Source organism: Aeromonas sp. QDB11, from assembly GCF_027705265.1.
In the GTDB taxonomy this organism is placed as follows: domain Bacteria; phylum Pseudomonadota; class Gammaproteobacteria; order Enterobacterales; family Aeromonadaceae; genus Aeromonas; species Aeromonas allosaccharophila.
The window spans coordinates 22,696-38,134 of record NZ_JAPDBM010000011.1 but is presented as its reverse complement, the minus strand read 5'-3'; the positions used below and the strand labels follow the sequence as shown (position 1 = coordinate 38,134).

15 protein-coding genes are annotated in these 15,439 nt (G+C 60.9%); 14 read left to right on the top strand and 1 reads right to left on the bottom strand.

What is annotated here, in order from left to right; translation table 11 throughout:
* Window positions 1–58 precede the first annotated feature (58 nt).
* Window positions 59–553: a zinc ribbon-containing protein gene (locus tag OKC40_RS05560; RefSeq protein ID WP_270794436.1), complete on the bottom strand. Its 495-nt coding sequence runs from the start codon at window positions 551–553 to the stop codon at window positions 59–61.
* Between the two features lie 145 nt (window positions 554–698).
* Here OKC40_RS05560 and leuS point away from each other — a divergent pair, with 145 nt between their 5' ends.
* The 14 genes from leuS to lipA all read left to right on the top strand — a co-directional run bounded on the left by leuS (window position 699) and on the right by lipA (window position 15,351).
* Complete coding sequence (gene leuS / locus OKC40_RS05555; protein ID WP_139409512.1) at window positions 699–3,275, top strand: leucine--tRNA ligase; 2,577 nt, start codon at window positions 699–701, stop codon at window positions 3,273–3,275.
* A gap of 98 nt (window positions 3,276–3,373) precedes the next feature.
* Window positions 3,374–3,856, top strand: coding sequence for an LPS-assembly lipoprotein LptE (locus OKC40_RS05550; protein ID WP_005335160.1), 483 nt, complete (start codon window positions 3,374–3,376; stop codon window positions 3,854–3,856).
* Window positions 3,857–3,956: 100 nt separating this feature from the next.
* Window positions 3,957–4,994, top strand: a complete 1,038-nt coding sequence (holA, locus tag OKC40_RS05545; protein ID WP_270794435.1) for a DNA polymerase III subunit delta — start codon at window positions 3,957–3,959, stop codon at window positions 4,992–4,994.
* On the top strand, window positions 4,988–5,638 hold the full coding sequence (gene nadD / locus OKC40_RS05540) for a nicotinate-nucleotide adenylyltransferase (protein ID WP_270794434.1): 651 nt from the start codon (window positions 4,988–4,990) through the stop codon (window positions 5,636–5,638). Before holA ends, nadD begins: the two co-directional genes overlap by 7 nt.
* Window positions 5,639–5,741: 103 nt before the next feature.
* Window positions 5,742–6,083: a ribosome silencing factor gene (gene rsfS / locus OKC40_RS05535; protein WP_033135359.1), complete on the top strand. Its 342-nt coding sequence runs from the start codon at window positions 5,742–5,744 to the stop codon at window positions 6,081–6,083.
* Between the two features lie 19 nt (window positions 6,084–6,102).
* Complete coding sequence (gene rlmH, locus OKC40_RS05530; protein ID WP_005335166.1) at window positions 6,103–6,570, top strand: 23S rRNA (pseudouridine(1915)-N(3))-methyltransferase RlmH; 468 nt, start codon at window positions 6,103–6,105, stop codon at window positions 6,568–6,570.
* A 103-nt stretch (window positions 6,571–6,673) separates the two neighbouring features.
* Entirely contained in the window at window positions 6,674–8,596 is a 1,923-nt protein-coding gene (mrdA, locus tag OKC40_RS05525; RefSeq protein ID WP_042061050.1) for a penicillin-binding protein 2, read from the top strand.
* Window positions 8,589–9,692 (top strand): rod shape-determining protein RodA, encoded by a 1,104-nt coding sequence (gene rodA, locus OKC40_RS05520; protein ID WP_042061047.1) that lies wholly within the window; start codon window positions 8,589–8,591, stop codon window positions 9,690–9,692. Before mrdA ends, rodA begins: the two co-directional genes overlap by 8 nt.
* Window positions 9,692–10,690: a lytic murein transglycosylase B gene (mltB, locus tag OKC40_RS05515; RefSeq protein WP_270794433.1), complete on the top strand. Its 999-nt coding sequence runs from the start codon at window positions 9,692–9,694 to the stop codon at window positions 10,688–10,690. Before rodA ends, mltB begins: the two co-directional genes overlap by 1 nt.
* Entirely contained in the window at window positions 10,632–11,621 is a 990-nt protein-coding gene (locus OKC40_RS05510) for a septal ring lytic transglycosylase RlpA family protein (RefSeq protein ID WP_270794432.1), read from the top strand. The genes mltB and OKC40_RS05510 overlap by 59 nt, the downstream gene beginning before the upstream one ends.
* A gap of 186 nt (window positions 11,622–11,807) precedes the next feature.
* Window positions 11,808–13,004 carry a D-alanyl-D-alanine carboxypeptidase family protein gene (locus OKC40_RS05505; RefSeq protein WP_270794431.1) on the top strand — a complete coding sequence of 399 codons (1,197 nt, stop codon included), beginning with the start codon at window positions 11,808–11,810 and terminating at the stop codon, window positions 13,002–13,004.
* Window positions 13,005–13,296: 292 nt separating this feature from the next.
* Window positions 13,297–13,560, top strand: coding sequence for a DUF493 family protein YbeD (gene ybeD, locus OKC40_RS05500; RefSeq protein WP_042061038.1), 264 nt, complete (start codon window positions 13,297–13,299; stop codon window positions 13,558–13,560).
* A 62-nt stretch (window positions 13,561–13,622) separates the two neighbouring features.
* Entirely contained in the window at window positions 13,623–14,300 is a 678-nt protein-coding gene (gene lipB / locus OKC40_RS05495) for a lipoyl(octanoyl) transferase LipB (RefSeq protein WP_042658563.1), read from the top strand.
* Window positions 14,301–14,385: 85 nt separating this feature from the next.
* Window positions 14,386–15,351, top strand: a complete 966-nt coding sequence (gene lipA / locus OKC40_RS05490; protein WP_042658562.1) for a lipoyl synthase — start codon at window positions 14,386–14,388, stop codon at window positions 15,349–15,351.
* Window positions 15,352–15,439: the final 88 nt, after the last annotated feature.

The following is a 15,439-nucleotide window of genomic DNA, read 5'->3' as shown; positions in this document are numbered from 1 at the left end:
TACGCTTCGCTAATCGTCCCTACAGGTCTCGTTATCTCATCCGCATTGATGGCATGGTTCAGGGCGCGAGCGGCTCGCGGTGATACTCGGCGCAGCCGCATTCTGGGCAAGTATCGAGCTGCTGGGGATGCAGCACGGTATGACGCCAGCCGCACTGGTCGCACACCATGACCCCGAGCCCTACCCAGTCACCCGCTTCGTAAGCCCCCTTGTGCTCCAGCTCGTCGGCCAGCTCCCGCCACTCCACCTGGGCGCGGTCGGTCACATCCGCCAACCAGGACCAGGCGGTGTCTTTCAGGGCCAGCATAAAGGCAGACTCTTCCACCTGCGCACTATCGTCATGGCGCCCCTCGTCATAGTTGCCCAGATCCCGCTTCACGTACTCGGCGATGAGCGCCAGCTCGTCCTGGGTCAGGTCACTGGCGGCCTCCAGATAGGCCTGCACCTTGGCGATCATCCGGTTGAGGCGCTCCCCCTGGAACTCTTCAGTCTCTTGCCACTGTTTTTGCAGCTCGGCAATGAAGGCTTCGTACCCTTTTTGACGTTTGTCCATGGCTCTAACTCCTCTACTAAACCCTGATCTGGCCCGGCTTAAGGCCCAAGGGACGCTGGCGGTTGTTGCCGCCGCAGGATATGGGTATTCTATTGCGATTTCCCAGCTGATTTATCTATTCATTTCACAGATCCGGATGTCACCAATGCAAGAGCAATACGTTCCCCAATCAATCGAACCAGCAGTGCAAAAGCACTGGGATGCCAAGAAAACCTTCAAGGCCGTGGAGAAAGTAGACAAGGAGAAGTTCTACTGCCTGTCCATGTTCCCCTATCCGTCTGGTCGACTACACATGGGGCACGTTCGTAACTACACCATAGGTGATGTGATCTCCCGTTATCAACGGCTCAATGGCAAGAACGTGCTGCAACCCATAGGTTGGGATGCATTCGGTCTGCCAGCGGAGAACGCCGCAGTCAAAAACAACACTGCCCCGGCGCCCTGGACCTACGAAAACATCGAATACATGAAGAATCAGCTGAAGATGCTGGGTCTGGGTTATGACTGGGATCGTGAAGTCGCCACCTGCAAGCCGGATTACTACCGCTGGGAGCAGTGGTTCTTCACCAAGCTCTACGAGAAGGGTCTGGTCTACAAGAAGACCTCCTCCGTCAACTGGTGCCCGAACGACATGACAGTGCTGGCCAACGAGCAGGTGGTCGACAACTGCTGCTGGCGCTGTGACACCCCGGTGGAACAGAAAGAGATCCCCCAGTGGTTCATCAAGATCACCGACTACGCCGAAGAGCTGCTGAACGACATCGACAATCTGGAAGGCTGGCCGGAGATGGTCAAGACCATGCAGCGCAACTGGATTGGCCGCTCCGAAGGGGTCAACATCAGCTTCGCCATTGAGGGTCAGGCTGAGCAGCTGGAGGTCTACACCACCCGTCCGGACACCTTCATGGGCGTCACCTATGTCGGTATCGCCGCCGGTCACCCGCTGGCGCTGCAGGCTGCTGCCAGCAACCCGGAACTGGCCGCCTTTATCGAAGAGTGCAAGAACACCAAGGTAGCCGAAGCCGAACTGGCCACCATGGAGAAGAAAGGCATGGCCACCGGCCTCTATGCCATTCACCCGCTGGATGGCCGCAAGGTACCGGTCTGGGTCGCCAACTTCGTACTGATGAACTACGGCACCGGCGCCGTGATGGCAGTTCCGGCTCACGACCAGCGTGACTTCGAGTTCGCCACCAAATATGGCCTCGACATCAAGGCGGTGATCAAGCCGGTTGATGGCGACGTCGATGTGAGCGAAGCGGCTTATACCGAGAAGGGCGTACTGTTCAACTCCGGCGAGTTTGACGGTCTCGACTTCCAGGGCGCTTTTGACGCCATCGCCAACAAGCTGGAAGCGCTAGGCCACGGCAAGCGCACCGTCAACTTCCGTCTGCGTGACTGGGGTGTCTCCCGTCAGCGTTACTGGGGTGCCCCCATCCCGATGCTGACCCTGGCTGACGGCACCGTGGTGCCGACGCCGGAAGATCAACTGCCGGTACTGTTACCGGAAGATGTGGTGATGGATGGTATCCAGAGCCCGATCAAGGCCGACGCCGAGTGGGCCAAGACCACTTACAACGGTCAGGAAGCGTTCCGCGAGACCGATACCTTCGACACCTTTATGGAGTCTTCCTGGTACTACGCGCGCTACTGCTCTCCGGACTACGACAAGGGCATGCTGGACCCGGCTGCTGCCAACCACTGGCTGCCGGTGGATCAGTACATCGGCGGTATCGAGCACGCCTGTATGCACCTGCTCTACGCCCGCTTCTTCCACAAGCTGCTGCGTGACGCAGGTCTGGTCAACAGCGACGAGCCCTTCAAGCGTCTGCTCTGCCAGGGCATGGTGCTGGCCGACGCCTTCTACTACAAAGACGAGAAGGGCGGCAACGTCTGGGTCAGCCCGACCGACGTCAAGGTGGAGCGTGACGAGAAGGGTCGCATCACCAAGGCCATCGACAACGAAGGCCGTGAGGTAATGCACTCCGGCATGACCAAGATGTCCAAGTCCAAGAACAACGGCATCGACCCGCAGCTGATGGTCGAGCGTTACGGCGCCGATACCGTCCGTCTGTTCATGATGTTCGCCTCCCCGGCCGAGATGACTCTTGAGTGGTCCGACTCCGGCGTAGAGGGTGCCCAGCGCTTCCTGCGCCGCCTGTGGCGCACCACCTTCGAGCACGTCTCCGGTGGCGCCGTTGCCGCACTGGATGTGGCGGCGCTCACCAACGAGCAGAAAGCGGTACGCCGTGAACTGCACAAAACCATCGCCAAGGTGAGCGATGACGTGGGTCGCCGTCAGACCTTCAACACCGCCATCGCCGCCATCATGGAGCTGATGAACAATCTGGCCAAGCTGGGCAGCGACGAGCAGGACCGCGCCCTGATGCAGGAAGCGCTGGAAGCTGTCGTGGTCATGCTCTACCCCATCACCCCGCACATCGGCTTCGAACTGTGGAAGATGCTGGGCAAGGGTGACGACGTGGATCACGCTGCATGGCCGGTGGCCGATGAAGCGGCCATGGTCGAGACCGAGAAGCTGGTCGTGGTACAGATCAACGGCAAGATGCGCGGCAAGCTGACCGTACCGGCCGAGATCAGCCAGGCTGATGTCGAGAAGCTGGCGATGGCCGATGCCTCCGTGCAGAAGTTCACCGACGGTCTGACCGTGCGCAAGGTGATCTATGTACCTGGCAAGCTGCTCAACATTGTCGCTAACTGATTGGCTACCAACTGATCATTGCCAATCTGTGACAGCAAACGGATGATAACGGCGGGCCTTGCGCCCGCCGCTTTCCCTTAATGCAAAGAGGATTTTCTATGGGCACCATCTTCACCCGCTGGATGGCCATCGTGCTGGCTGGTCTGCTGCTGCAAGGCTGCGGCTTTCACATGCGCGGCAACGGCATTCCGAGCGAGCTGATGACCATGAAGGTCGTGGGCGACAACAAGAGCGACTTCTACCGGATGGTTACCACCCGCCTGAAGGCCTCTGGCGTGACCCTGGCCGACAAGGAGGGCATTCCGGTGCTCACTCTGGGCGGCGTAGGCAGCACCAGTCAGGTCGCCTCGGTCAACGCACTGGGGACGGACACCGAATATGTGTTGGGCTTTGGTACCCAATTCACCATCTCGGTGCCGGGCAAGCCGACTCAGGTCTTCCCCATCAACTTCAACCGCAGCTTCCTCAACAAGCCGGATGCAGCGCTCGCCTCCTCCCGTGAGCAGGAGCAGCTCAACCGCGAGATGCAGGAGCAGGCGGCCAATCAGGTGATCCGGCAGTTGAGTCAGGTCAGCTTCTGATGCGGATTTATCCTGAACAATTTGGTGACGAGTCGCAGTTCAAGCAGCCAAAGCAGGCCGCGAATCTTGTGCGCCTTCATTTCAGTCAGGCAAGCTTCTGATGCGAATTTATCCGGAACAATTTGGTGACCACCTCAAAGCAGGGCTTCGGCCCTGCTATCTCGTTTTTGGCGACGAGCCCCTGTTGCGACTGGAGGCCATCGATGCCATCCGTCAGGTCGCCCGCAAGCAGGGTTTCGATGAGCGCCACACCTTCGTGGTGGAGCAGGGGCTGGACTGGAATCAGGTCTACGATGCCTGTCAGGCCATGAGTCTCTTTTCCGCCCGTCAGATCATCGAGCTGGAGCTGCCCGCCAAGGTGGACAAGGATCTGGCCGCCCGCATCAGCGAAATCGGCAAGCAGCTCCATCCCGACCTGCTGCTGGTGCTGAGCGGCGCTCGCCTCAATCAGACCCAGATGAAGGCAGCCTGGTTCGACAAGCTCTACCAGATTGGCACCTATGTGCCGGTCAACCATCCGGAGCCCAAATTTTTCCCGCGCTGGATGAGTGCCCGTTTTCAACGTTTCGGCCTCAAGGCGCTGCCGGATGCCATCAACTTCATGTGCCACTCCTACGAGGGTAACCTGCTGGCCGCCAGTCAGGAGATCGAGAAGCTGACCCTGCTCTCGCCGCCCCAGCCCATCAGCGTCACTTATCTGCAAGAGACCATTATCCGCCACGCCCACTTCACCCCGTTCCAGCTGGTCGATACCCTGCTGGAGGGCAAGGTGAACCGGGCCCAGCGCATTCTGGCCGCCCTGCGGGCCGAAGGCACCGAGCCGGGGATGCTGGCCTGGACCCTCTGCCGCGAGCTGGAGCAGCTGACCGAGCTGTCGCTGGCCATGCGCAACGGCCAGCCGCTGGGGGAGCACTTCAGCCGCCTGCGCATCTGGCAGAGCCGCCAGCAGCTCATTCAGCAAGCGCTGACCCGACTGCCGTTTGCCAAGTTGCAGCAGCTGTGGCAACTGATGGCCCAGCTGGACGATGCCCAGCGCCGCTTCGATACCGAACAGGCCTGGCTGATGTTGCAGACTATTGCCCTCGGCTTTCGTGATGGCACCCCGCTGCCGCTGGTGATGGAGAGCAGCCCGTGCTGAAGGCACCTGTCGGTTTGCTTGGTGGCACCTTCGACCCCATCCATATCGGCCATCTGCGCCCGGCCATCGAGGCGCGCGATGCCCTCGGGCTGGCCGAGATGCGGCTAATCCCGAACCATATCCCGCCCCACCGCGCCAATCCGTTCTGCTCCAGCGAACAGCGCCTCGCCATGGTCAGACTGGCGGCGGCGGAGAACCGCAACTTTGTGGTGGATGAGCGGGAACTGCGACGGGATAAACCCTCTTACACCATCGATACCCTTATCGAGCTGCGTCATGAACTGCCCGATACGCCGCTCTGTTTTCTGATGGGGATGGATTCCCTGCTGAGCCTGCCAAGCTGGCACCGCTGGCAGGAGCTGCTCGACTATGCCCATCTGGTGGTGAGCGTGCGGCCGGGCTGGCAACCGGAGTATCCGGCCGAAGTAGCGCAGCTGCTGGCGCGCCATCACACCACTGACGCCAGCGCGCTGCACCAACGGCTGGCCGGTCATATCTGGCTGGCGGACAACCAGCCCATCGAACTGTCAGCCACCCGGCTGCGGGCCCTGCTGGATGCGGGGCAAGACACCCGCTACCTCTTGCCCGAGTCGGTTGCACACTATATTGATCAACAGGGGCTCTACCGCGCCAATCGCCGCTAGCCCCTGTCGTAATCCCGCCCCGCCCGATGGGAAACGGGAGTGACCATGATATAATCCGCCGCCCTGACGCAAACGCTGCGCGCCGGAACAGAGGAGAGACTCATTGCAAGGCCAAGAACTGCATGCCTTTATCATCGACAAGATCGATGACATGAAAGGCCGCGACATCATCACCCTCGATGTACGCGGCAAATCCAGCATTACTGACACCATGATCGTCTGTTCCGGCAACTCCAGTCGTCACGTCAGCGCCATTGCCCACCATCTGGCCAGCGAGGCCCGCCACGCGGGTCTGGATCTGCTGAGCGTGGAAGGGCAGCTGAGCGGTGAATGGGTGCTGGTAGATATGGGCTCGGTGATCGTGCATGTGATGCAGGATGAACATCGTGACTTCTACCAACTGGAAAAGCTGTGGAGCGGTGCCGCTCAAGTGAATACGCAATAAGAGCACAAGTGTAACGACCATGAAGATCCAGTTGATTGCGGTGGGCACCAAGATGCCCGCCTGGGTAGAGCATGGCTTCGAAGAGTATCGTCGCCGCTTCCCGAAAGACATGCCGTTTGAACTCGTCGAGATCGGCGCAGGCAAACGGGGCAAAAATGCCGACATTCCCCGCATCCTGCAGAAGGAAGGGGAAGCCATGCTGGCGGCCGCAGGCCGCTCGCGTATCGTCACCCTCGATATTCCGGGCAAACCCTGGACCACCGAGCAGCTGGCTACCCAGCTGGAAGCGTGGAAACTTGATGGCCGCGATGTCGCCCTGCTGGTCGGCGGGCCGGAAGGCTTGTCCCCCGAGTGCAAGGCTGCCGCCGAACAGAGCTGGTCGCTGTCACCGCTCACCCTGCCCCATCCGCTGGTGCGGGTACTGGTGGCCGAGAGCCTCTATCGGGCCTGGAGCATCACCACCAATCATCCGTATCATAGAGAGTGAGCCATGCGTCTCTGGAGTCTCACCTCTCATATTCACCCGTATCACAGAGAGTGAACAATGCAGTTCCTGCTGTTATTGCCCCCAAGGGTCTTGAGGTAAAGGCATGCTGAAACAACGCATCGAAATGCGCGATCACAGTGCCGAGGGCAATCTGTTCTTCCGGCGCACCCTGGTAGCCTACATCGGCATCGTCGTGCTGATGCTGGTGCTGCTGGGCAATCTCTATTATCTGCAGGTCGAGTCCTACGACACCTACCAGACTCGCTCCAACTCCAACCGTATCCGCGTGGTGCCGGTGGCGCCGCCACGGGGGCTGATCTATGACGCCAACGGCGTGCTGCTGGCGGAAAACCGCCCGGTCTACAGTCTGGAAATCGTGCCGGAAGAGACCACGGATCTCGAAAAAACCGCCGACCAGCTGATCACCCTGCTGGGGCTGCCGGAAGGCACCAAGGAGAAGTTCCTCGCCGAAGTGAAGCGCCAGCGCCGCTTCAAGCCGGTCGCCCTCTACGAGAAGCTGACCGAGTATCAGGTCGCCCTCTTCTCGGTCAACCAGCACAACTACCCTGGCGCCAGCATCGAGGCTTACCTGAAGCGCTACTACCCGTTTGGTGACACCCTCACCCACGCTTTGGGCTATGTGGCCAAGATCAACACCCGTGACGTGGAGCGCCTCGACAAGGAAGAAAAACTCGCCAACTACGCGGCCACCAAGGATATCGGCAAGCAGGGGGTGGAGAAGTATTACGAGGATCAGCTGCACGGTGTGGCGGGCTATCAGGAGGTCGAGGTGAACAACCGCGGCCGGATTGTCCGCACCCTCAAGTTCCAGCCGCCCATTCCCGGTCAGGATATCTACCTCAATATCGACGTCCGGATGCAGCTCAAGGCCCAGCAACTGCTAGCCGGCCAGCGCGGTGCCATCGTGATGATGGATCCGAGAACCGGCGCCATCCTGGCCCTGGAGTCGAGCCCGAGCTACGACCCCAACCTGTTCGTGACCGGCATCTCCAGCGCCAACTACTCGGCGCTGCTCAACGATCCGGCGCGGCCGCTGGTGAACCGCACCACTCAGGGCATCTATGCCCCCGCCTCCACCGTCAAACCCATGATGTCCATCATGGGCCTCAACGAGGGGGCCATCACCCCGGGCTACCGCTATTTCGGCGGCCCGAGCTTCTCCATTCCCGGCACCACCAAGAAGTTTCGCGACTGGCGCCGCTGGGGCCACGGCTGGCTCGATGTCTATCGCGCCATCGAGGTCTCGGCCGATACCTACTTCTACGATCTCGCCTATCGGGTCGGCATCGACAAGATCCACAGCTACATGACCAAGTTCGGCTTCGGTCAGTACACCGGCGTCGATCTCTATGAAGAGACCAAGGGCGTCATGCCGTCTCGCGACTGGAAGATGGCACGCTGGCGCCAGCCCTGGTATCAGGGTGACACCATCTCTGTCGGTATCGGTCAGGGCTACTGGAGCGCCACCCCGCTCCAGCTGGCCAAGGCGATCAGCATCCTGACCCAGAACGGTCACGACGTGACCCCGCACCTGCTCAAGAGCACCGCCTCACAGGCGGGGGTGGTCGATGCCCCCATCAACCCCAATATCGCCCTCAAGCTCAAGAACGACAGCTTCTGGAAAGTAGCGCAGGAGGGGATGTGGCGCGTCAACCATGGCAGTGAAGGCAGTGGCCGTCACTCGTTCGCCAAGGCGCCTTACTCCTCGGGTGGCAAATCGGGCACCGCTCAGGTGGTCGGTCTGAAGGAAAATCAGGTTTACAACATCAAGACCGTCAAGGCGGAGCATCGCGATAACGCCCTGTTCGTCGCTTACGCCCCCTTTGAGGCGCCCAAAGCGGTAGTGGCACTGGTGCTGGAAAACTCCATCGGTGGTGGTGGTGGGCGAGCTGCATCGCCCATTGCACGCCAGATGCTGGATGCCTATCTGCTGCCCCCTGATCCGCAACTGCCACCGGCACCGGAAAAGCCGTCCCAACCGAGTGAGGTCGCCCCCCATGAGTAATTCAGCTCGCCAGCAGAGTATCTGGTACAAGCTGCATATCGACTTGCCCCTGCTGCTCGGTCTGCTGGCCGTGATGACCCTCTCCATGGTGGTGCTCTACTCCGCCTCCGGTCAGGATATCGACTCCATCGTGCGCCAGCTGGTGCGCGGCGGCCTCGCCTTTGCCCTGATGATCGGCATGGCCCAGCTGCCCCCCTCCCTCTACGCCCGCTGGTCGGTGCCGCTGTTCGCCGTGGTGGTGCTGATGCTGATTGCGGTGGACGTGTTCGGCCACATCGGCAAGGGGGCCCAGCGCTGGCTCGATCTCGGCTTTATGAAGTTCCAGCCCTCCGAGGTGATGAAGCTCTCCATGCCGATCATGGTGGCCGCCTGGCTCAGTCGCCACTCGCTGCCCCCCAAGTTCAGCCATGTGGTGATCGCCCTCATCATGGTGCTGCTGCCCACCCTGCTGATCGCCGCCCAGCCCGACCTTGGCACCTCCATTCTGGTGGCCGCCTCCGGCTTCTTCGTCATCTTCCTGGCGGGACTCAGCTGGTGGCTGATCGGGCTGGCGGTCATGTTGATGGTCGCCTTTATGCCGGTGCTCTGGTTCTTCCTGATGCACGACTACCAGCGCCAGCGGGTGCTGATGCTGCTCGACCCGGAAAAAGACCCGCTCGGGCGCGGCTATCACATCATCCAGTCCAAGATTGCCATCGGCTCCGGCGGCGTCTTTGGCAAGGGGTGGCTGCAAGGGACCCAGTCCCAGCTGGAGTTCCTGCCCGAGCGCCACACCGACTTCATCTTCGCGGTATTTAGCGAGGAGTTCGGTCTGGTGGGGGTTGCCCTGCTGCTGGTGCTCTACCTCTACGTCATCAGCCGCTGCCTGTTTATCTCGATGCAGGCCCAGAACAGCTTCGAGCGACTGCTGGGTGGCGCCATCACCCTCACCTTCTTCGTCTATGTGTTCGTCAACATGGGCATGGTGAGCGGCATCTTGCCAGTGGTGGGGGTTCCCCTGCCACTGGTGAGTTATGGTGGTACCTCCATGGTGACCCTGATGGCCGGCTTTGGCATACTGATGTCCATCCAGACTCATAGAAGACTGCTCGCCTGATGAGACGGGTTGGACTGCTGCTCTCTCTCGCCACAACGATGGCAACCGCCGCCGTGGCGCCGGATCGCTTGGCCCTGCTCGCCGAACAGCAGCAGGTGCCGCTGGCGGAGTTGCAGGCCGCGGTCGCCCGCGCCCAGCTGCGCCAGGAGGTGCTCGACACCATCAGCAAGCCGTGGGAGGCCAAACCCTGGCATCGCTACCGGCCGCTGTTCGTTACCCCTGATCGGATCCGTGACGGCCAGCAGTTCTGGCAGCAACATGCAGAGGCGCTGGCCCGCGCGGAGCAGACCTATCGGGTGCCCGCCTCACTCATCGTGGCCATCATCGGGGTCGAGACCTTCTACGGTCGCCAGATGGGTCGTCATCCGGTGCTCGATAGCCTCTACACCCTGGGGTTTCACTACCCCGAGCGCAGCGACTTCTTTGCCAAGGAGTTTGCCCAGCTGGTGTTGCTGGCAAGGGAAGAGGGCTGGTCGCTGGAGCGCCTCAAGGGCTCCTATGCCGGCGCCATGGGAATGGGGCAGTTCATGCCCTCCAGCTATCGCCACTACGCTGTCGATTTTGACGGGGATGGCAAACGGGATCTGTTTGCCAACCCGGTCGATGCCATCGGCAGCGTGGCCAACTATTTTGCCAGCCACCAGTGGCGCTGGGGCGAATCCGTGGTCGAGCCTGCCCAGATCGGGCTGATGGCGGTCGAACCTCTACTCAGGCCTGAGCCCGAGCTCACACAACAGTGGTCAGAACTGGCGGCGGAAGGGATTGAGCTCGCCACGCCGCTGGCCCCACAGACGCCGGTCAAGTCACTGGCGTTTGCCCAAGCCGATGGACCGGAATACTGGGTCGCACGGCATAACTTTTATGTGATCACCCGCTACAATCGCAGCCCACTCTATGCGATGGCGGTGTATCAACTTAGCCAAGCCATTCAGGAAGCGTATGCATCTTCGTCACAAACTCCTCCCGCTCAGCCTGAGCTTGTTGCTGGCCGCCTGTAGCAGCCAGCCGGAACAGTCCACCCCCGTCGAGCAGCAAGCACCGGTCAGCAAGCCACCCGTTATCGAGATCCCGCAAGCCACCGGCGCCATTCCGCGCCCCGAGCCCCTGAGTGCCAGCGGCAACCGGGACTACTGGATCGGCAAGCAGAAAAACGAGGTGTGGCGCGATATCAAGCACTACAGCGAAGAGGGCACCGCCAGCTGGCTGTCGCCGGATCTGGATGGCCAGAAGACCGCCAACGGCGATGTGCTGGACAGCAAGCTGTTCAGCGCCGCCCACCGCAACCTGCCGATCCCGAGCTATGTGCGGGTCACCAATCTGGACAACGGGCTGGAGACCATAGTGCGGGTCAACGATCGCGGCCCGTTCAACAGCCCCCACCTGATCGACCTCTCCTACGCGGCCGCCAAGCAGCTGGAGATGGTCGATAGCGGTGAAGCGCGAGTAAGGCTGGAGCTGATCAACGACACCCCGGATCAGATGGTGATCATGGAGCCGATGAAGCCCATCGAAATGACCCCGACCACCCCGGCCGCTGCGGCCTCCAACACAATGTCACAAGATGGCTTCCTGGGTGAACCGACCGCGCTGGCGATGGCCACTCCCGCCGCCGACCCTGCGCCTGTGCCCGTCAAGGCGCCAACGGCCAAGCCCGCCCAAGCGGCACCTGTCAAAGCGGCGCCAGCCAAGGCCGCAGCGCCCGCCAGCAGCGGTGATGGCAAGATGATCCAGGTATTGGCCAGCGGCTCCCGGGAGCGGGCCGAGGCGATGGGCAAGGTGATGACCCAGCGTTACGGCGTGCCCTACCGAATCGATGCCCATGGCGCCATTTTCCGGGTGCTGATTGGCCCGGTCGCCGCCGACCAGCAGGCAAGTGTGCTGGAAAAAGTTCGTCAGGGCGGGCTGGAACAGGCCTTTATCGTGCCCTGATCGCCCCCTTTTGCCGCGGATGTGACTAACCGCTTACTCACTGTCATCACGTCGTTTTATGGCGTGATGACAGGGAGTGATGGATAAAAAACCAGTTCTGATCGCCATGTCGGGCTATAACCTGCGGGCGCATCTGGTATAGTTAGGCCCGCATTTTATCCCCATCTGGCTCGCAGGAATTTCAAGATGTCCAAATTTGCCCGTTCAGTTCTTCTGGCCTCACTGATCAGCGTAACCGCCCAGGCCAATACGCCGGGGCCGACACCAACCCCGAATGCCATGCCCATGGTGGTGCCCGCCGCGCCGGAGATCTCCGCCAAGGCCCATATTCTGATCGACTACTACTCCGGTCAGGTGCTGGCCGAGCAGAACGCCGAAGAGCGTCTGCCGCCCGCCAGTCTGACCAAGATGATGACCTCCTACATCATCGGCCAGGAGCTGCTGAAGGGGAACATCAAGCGCACCGACATGGTGACCATCAGCCAGAATGCCTGGTCCAAGAACTACTCTGACTCCTCCAAGATGTTTATCGAGGTGGGCAAGCAGGTCTCCGTCGATGACCTGAACAAGGGCATCATCATCCAGTCCGGCAACGATGCCTGCGTCGCCATGGCCGAATTCCTGGCGGGCAGCACCGACTCCTTCGCCAGCCTGATGAACAGCTGGGCCGCCAAGCTCGGCATGAACGACAGCCACTTCATGAACCCGCACGGTCTGGATGCGGAAGGTCACTACAGTACCGCTCACGACATGGCCCGTCTGGGTCAGGCGCTGATCCGCGACCTGCCGGAGGAGTACAAGATCTACTCCCAGAAATCCTTCGTGTTCAACGGCATCACCCAGCACAACCGCAACCGCCTGCTGTGGGATCAATCCCTGCAAGTGGATGGCATCAAGACCGGCCACGTCAGCCAGGTCGGCTATAACCTGGTCTCCTCTGCCACCAACAACGAAGGCATGCGCCTGATCGCCGTGGTGCTGGGCGCCAGTAGCGAAGGTTCCCGCGCCGCCGAGAGCAAAAAACTGCTCACCTACGGCTTCCGCTTCTTCCAGAGCCTGACCCCGTACAAGGCGGGCACCGAGCTGGTCACCCAGAAGATCTGGATGGGCGACAAGTCTGAAGTGAAACTGGGCGTCGACAAAGATGTCTCCGTGCTGGTCACCCGCGGTCAGGGCAACAACCTGAAGGCTGACTTCCAGCTCGACAGCGAGCTGAAAGCGCCGCTGGCCAAGGGTCAGCGCGTCGGTACCGTGTTCCTAAAGCAGGGCGACAAAGAGATCAAGCAGGTGCCGCTGGTTGCCCTGGAAGAGGTGCAGGAAGGTGGCTTGATGAGCCGTCTGTGGGACTACCTGGTACTGCTGGTCACCAGCTGGTTCAAGTAATCCGACGCACAATCCTCACCAAACAGCGGCGCCAACAGGCGCCGCTGCTGTCTGTGACCGGCAAAGGCAGTGAATAACCCTGTAAACTGCAGGTTCCGCCTTACCCTGATTTGTGGTAAAAAGCAGCACTTCCATCCATGTCTGACCGATCCTGGCCTTGATCCCGGTCCGGGCAGCGCCCATATAGTTATGAGCCGTGCCCATATAGACTTGAAATGGCGGCCTCCACGGGCCATCGGCCACTAGCCATCCAAGATGAAGTCATCCCGTTGATGACGCAAAAGGTGAGTAAATGAATACCAAGTTTGATGAACTGCTGGAGTTTCCCTGCAAATTCCCGTTCAAGGTGCTCGGCGTTGCCGACCCGGCACTGCCGGAAAGGGTGGTTGAAGTGCTGCAGCAGCACGCCCCCGGCACCTACAGCCCGACAGTCCAGCCCAGTTCCAAGGGCAACTACCACTCGGTCCGCGTGACCGTGACGGCCCAGAGCAAAGAGCACATCGAAGCGATGTACCACGCCCTTGGCAAGATCGAGCTGGTGAAATACGTACTGTAATTTCTCTCTCGCCCCGTTCTGCGGGGCGACTGTTTTTGGCCGCAGCACGCCGCGAGGACGCCATGTCATCCCAGATCCCCGCCCAGTCCAGCCTGATTGTCAGGCAGCTGGGTCGCCGCCCCTACCAGCCGGTATGGGACGCCATGAAAGCCTTCACCGACAACCGCACCCCCGACACCCCGGACGAGTTCTGGGTGGTCGAGCACGATCCCGTCTACACCCAGGGTCAGGCCGGCAAGGCCGAACACCTGCTCAATCCGGGCAATATCCCGGTGGTGCAGAGCGATCGCGGCGGTCAGGTAACCTATCACGGCCCGGGCCAGCTGGTGCTCTACGTACTGGTGGATGTCCGCCGCTGCAAATTCTCGGTACGCGAGCTGGTGACCGCACTGGAGACAGCCATCATCAACACCCTCGCCAAGAGCGATATCCAGGCCTATGCCAAGGCCGATGCCCCCGGGGTCTATGTGAAAAATGATCTCGGCATGGAGGCCAAACTGGCCTCGCTGGGGCTGCGCATCCGCAAGGGGTGCTCGTTCCACGGGCTGGCCCTCAACATCAACATGGACATGACCCCCTTCCTGCACATCAATCCGTGCGGCTATGCGGGCATGGCCATGACCCAGACCAGCGCCTTGGGCGGCCCGCAAAGCGTGGCCGAGGCGCAATCCATTCTGGTGGCCGAACTGGCCAACCTGATTGGCTATCAAACGATCATCAATACCGAAGAAGCAGCATGAGCAACCCCATGCCGTGCAACCATGAGGGCTCCGAGCAGACCCTGATGGCTACCAACCAGACAATAACAAACACCGAGAGTGAATCATGAGCAAACCCGTTCGTATGGAGCCGGGCGTCAAGCTGCGCGATGGCGACAAGATGGCCCTGATCCCGGTGAAATTCATGCCGGATCCCAACGAAGAACTCCTTCGCAAGCCGGACTGGATGCGGATCAAGCTGCCCCCCTCCAGCCAGAAGATCGAACACATCAAGAGCACCTTGCGCAAGAACAAGCTGCACTCTGTCTGTGAAGAGGCCTCCTGCCCCAACCTGGCGGAGTGCTTCAACCACGGCACCGCCACCTTTATGATCATGGGCGCCATATGCACCCGCCGCTGCCCCTTCTGCGACGTGGCCCACGGCCGCCCGCTGGCGCTCGATCCGGAAGAGCCGAAGAAACTGGCACTCACCATCAAGGAGATGGGGCTCAAATACGTGGTGATCACCTCGGTGGACCGCGATGACCTGCGCGACGGCGGTGCCCAGCACTTCGCCGACTGTATCAAGCAGATCCGCGAGCACAGCCCGCAGACCCGCATCGAGATCCTGACCCCGGACTTCCGTGGCCGGATGGAGCAGGCCCTTGAGGTATTCCGCGACACCCCGCCGGACGTCTTCAACCACAACCTGGAAACCGCGCCGCGCATGTATCGCGTCGCCCGCCCGGGTGCCGACTACAAGTGGTCGCTGGAGCTGCTGCGCCGCATCAAGGAGATGCACCCCCATGTACCGACCAAATCCGGTGTCATGATGGGTCTTGGCGAAACCAACGAAGAGATCGTCGAGGTGCTGAAAGATCTGCGCGCCCACGGCGTCAACATGCTGACCCTGGGTCAGTATCTGCAGCCGAGCCGCCACCACCTGCCGGTGAAGCGCTACGTGCCGCCTGCAGAGTTTGACGAGCTGAAAGATGTCGCCATGGCGCTGGGCTTTACCCACGCAGCCTGCGGTCCTTTCGTGCGCTCCTCCTACCATGCGGATCTGCAAGCCAAGGGCGAAGAGGTCAAATAACCTCGCACGACAGAGAGGTCAAGTAACCGCCTCCATTGCAATTAAAAAGAGCGCCTTTTGGCGCTCTTTTTGTTGGTATCACTGACCG

Excerpts from the sequence above, each read along its gene's own strand:
- OKC40_RS05560 (WP_270794436.1), bottom strand. The coding sequence starts at position 553 with ATGGACAAACGTCAAAAAGGGTACGAAGCCTTCATTGCCGAGCTGCAA.
- leuS (WP_139409512.1), top strand. The coding sequence starts at position 699 with ATGCAAGAGCAATACGTTCCCCAATCAATCGAACCAGCAGTGCAAAAG.
- OKC40_RS05550 (WP_005335160.1), top strand. The coding sequence starts at position 3,374 with ATGGGCACCATCTTCACCCGCTGGATGGCCATCGTGCTGGCTGGTCTG.
- holA (WP_270794435.1), top strand. The coding sequence starts at position 3,957 with ATGCGAATTTATCCGGAACAATTTGGTGACCACCTCAAAGCAGGGCTT.
- rlmH (WP_005335166.1), top strand. The coding sequence starts at position 6,103 with ATGAAGATCCAGTTGATTGCGGTGGGCACCAAGATGCCCGCCTGGGTA.
- mrdA (WP_042061050.1), top strand. The coding sequence starts at position 6,674 with ATGCTGAAACAACGCATCGAAATGCGCGATCACAGTGCCGAGGGCAAT.
- rodA (WP_042061047.1), top strand. The coding sequence starts at position 8,589 with ATGAGTAATTCAGCTCGCCAGCAGAGTATCTGGTACAAGCTGCATATC.
- mltB (WP_270794433.1), top strand. The coding sequence starts at position 9,692 with ATGAGACGGGTTGGACTGCTGCTCTCTCTCGCCACAACGATGGCAACC.
- OKC40_RS05510 (WP_270794432.1), top strand. The coding sequence starts at position 10,632 with ATGCATCTTCGTCACAAACTCCTCCCGCTCAGCCTGAGCTTGTTGCTG.
- OKC40_RS05505 (WP_270794431.1), top strand. The coding sequence starts at position 11,808 with ATGTCCAAATTTGCCCGTTCAGTTCTTCTGGCCTCACTGATCAGCGTA.
- ybeD (WP_042061038.1), top strand. The coding sequence starts at position 13,297 with ATGAATACCAAGTTTGATGAACTGCTGGAGTTTCCCTGCAAATTCCCG.
- lipB (WP_042658563.1), top strand. The coding sequence starts at position 13,623 with ATGTCATCCCAGATCCCCGCCCAGTCCAGCCTGATTGTCAGGCAGCTG.
- lipA (WP_042658562.1), top strand. The coding sequence starts at position 14,386 with ATGAGCAAACCCGTTCGTATGGAGCCGGGCGTCAAGCTGCGCGATGGC.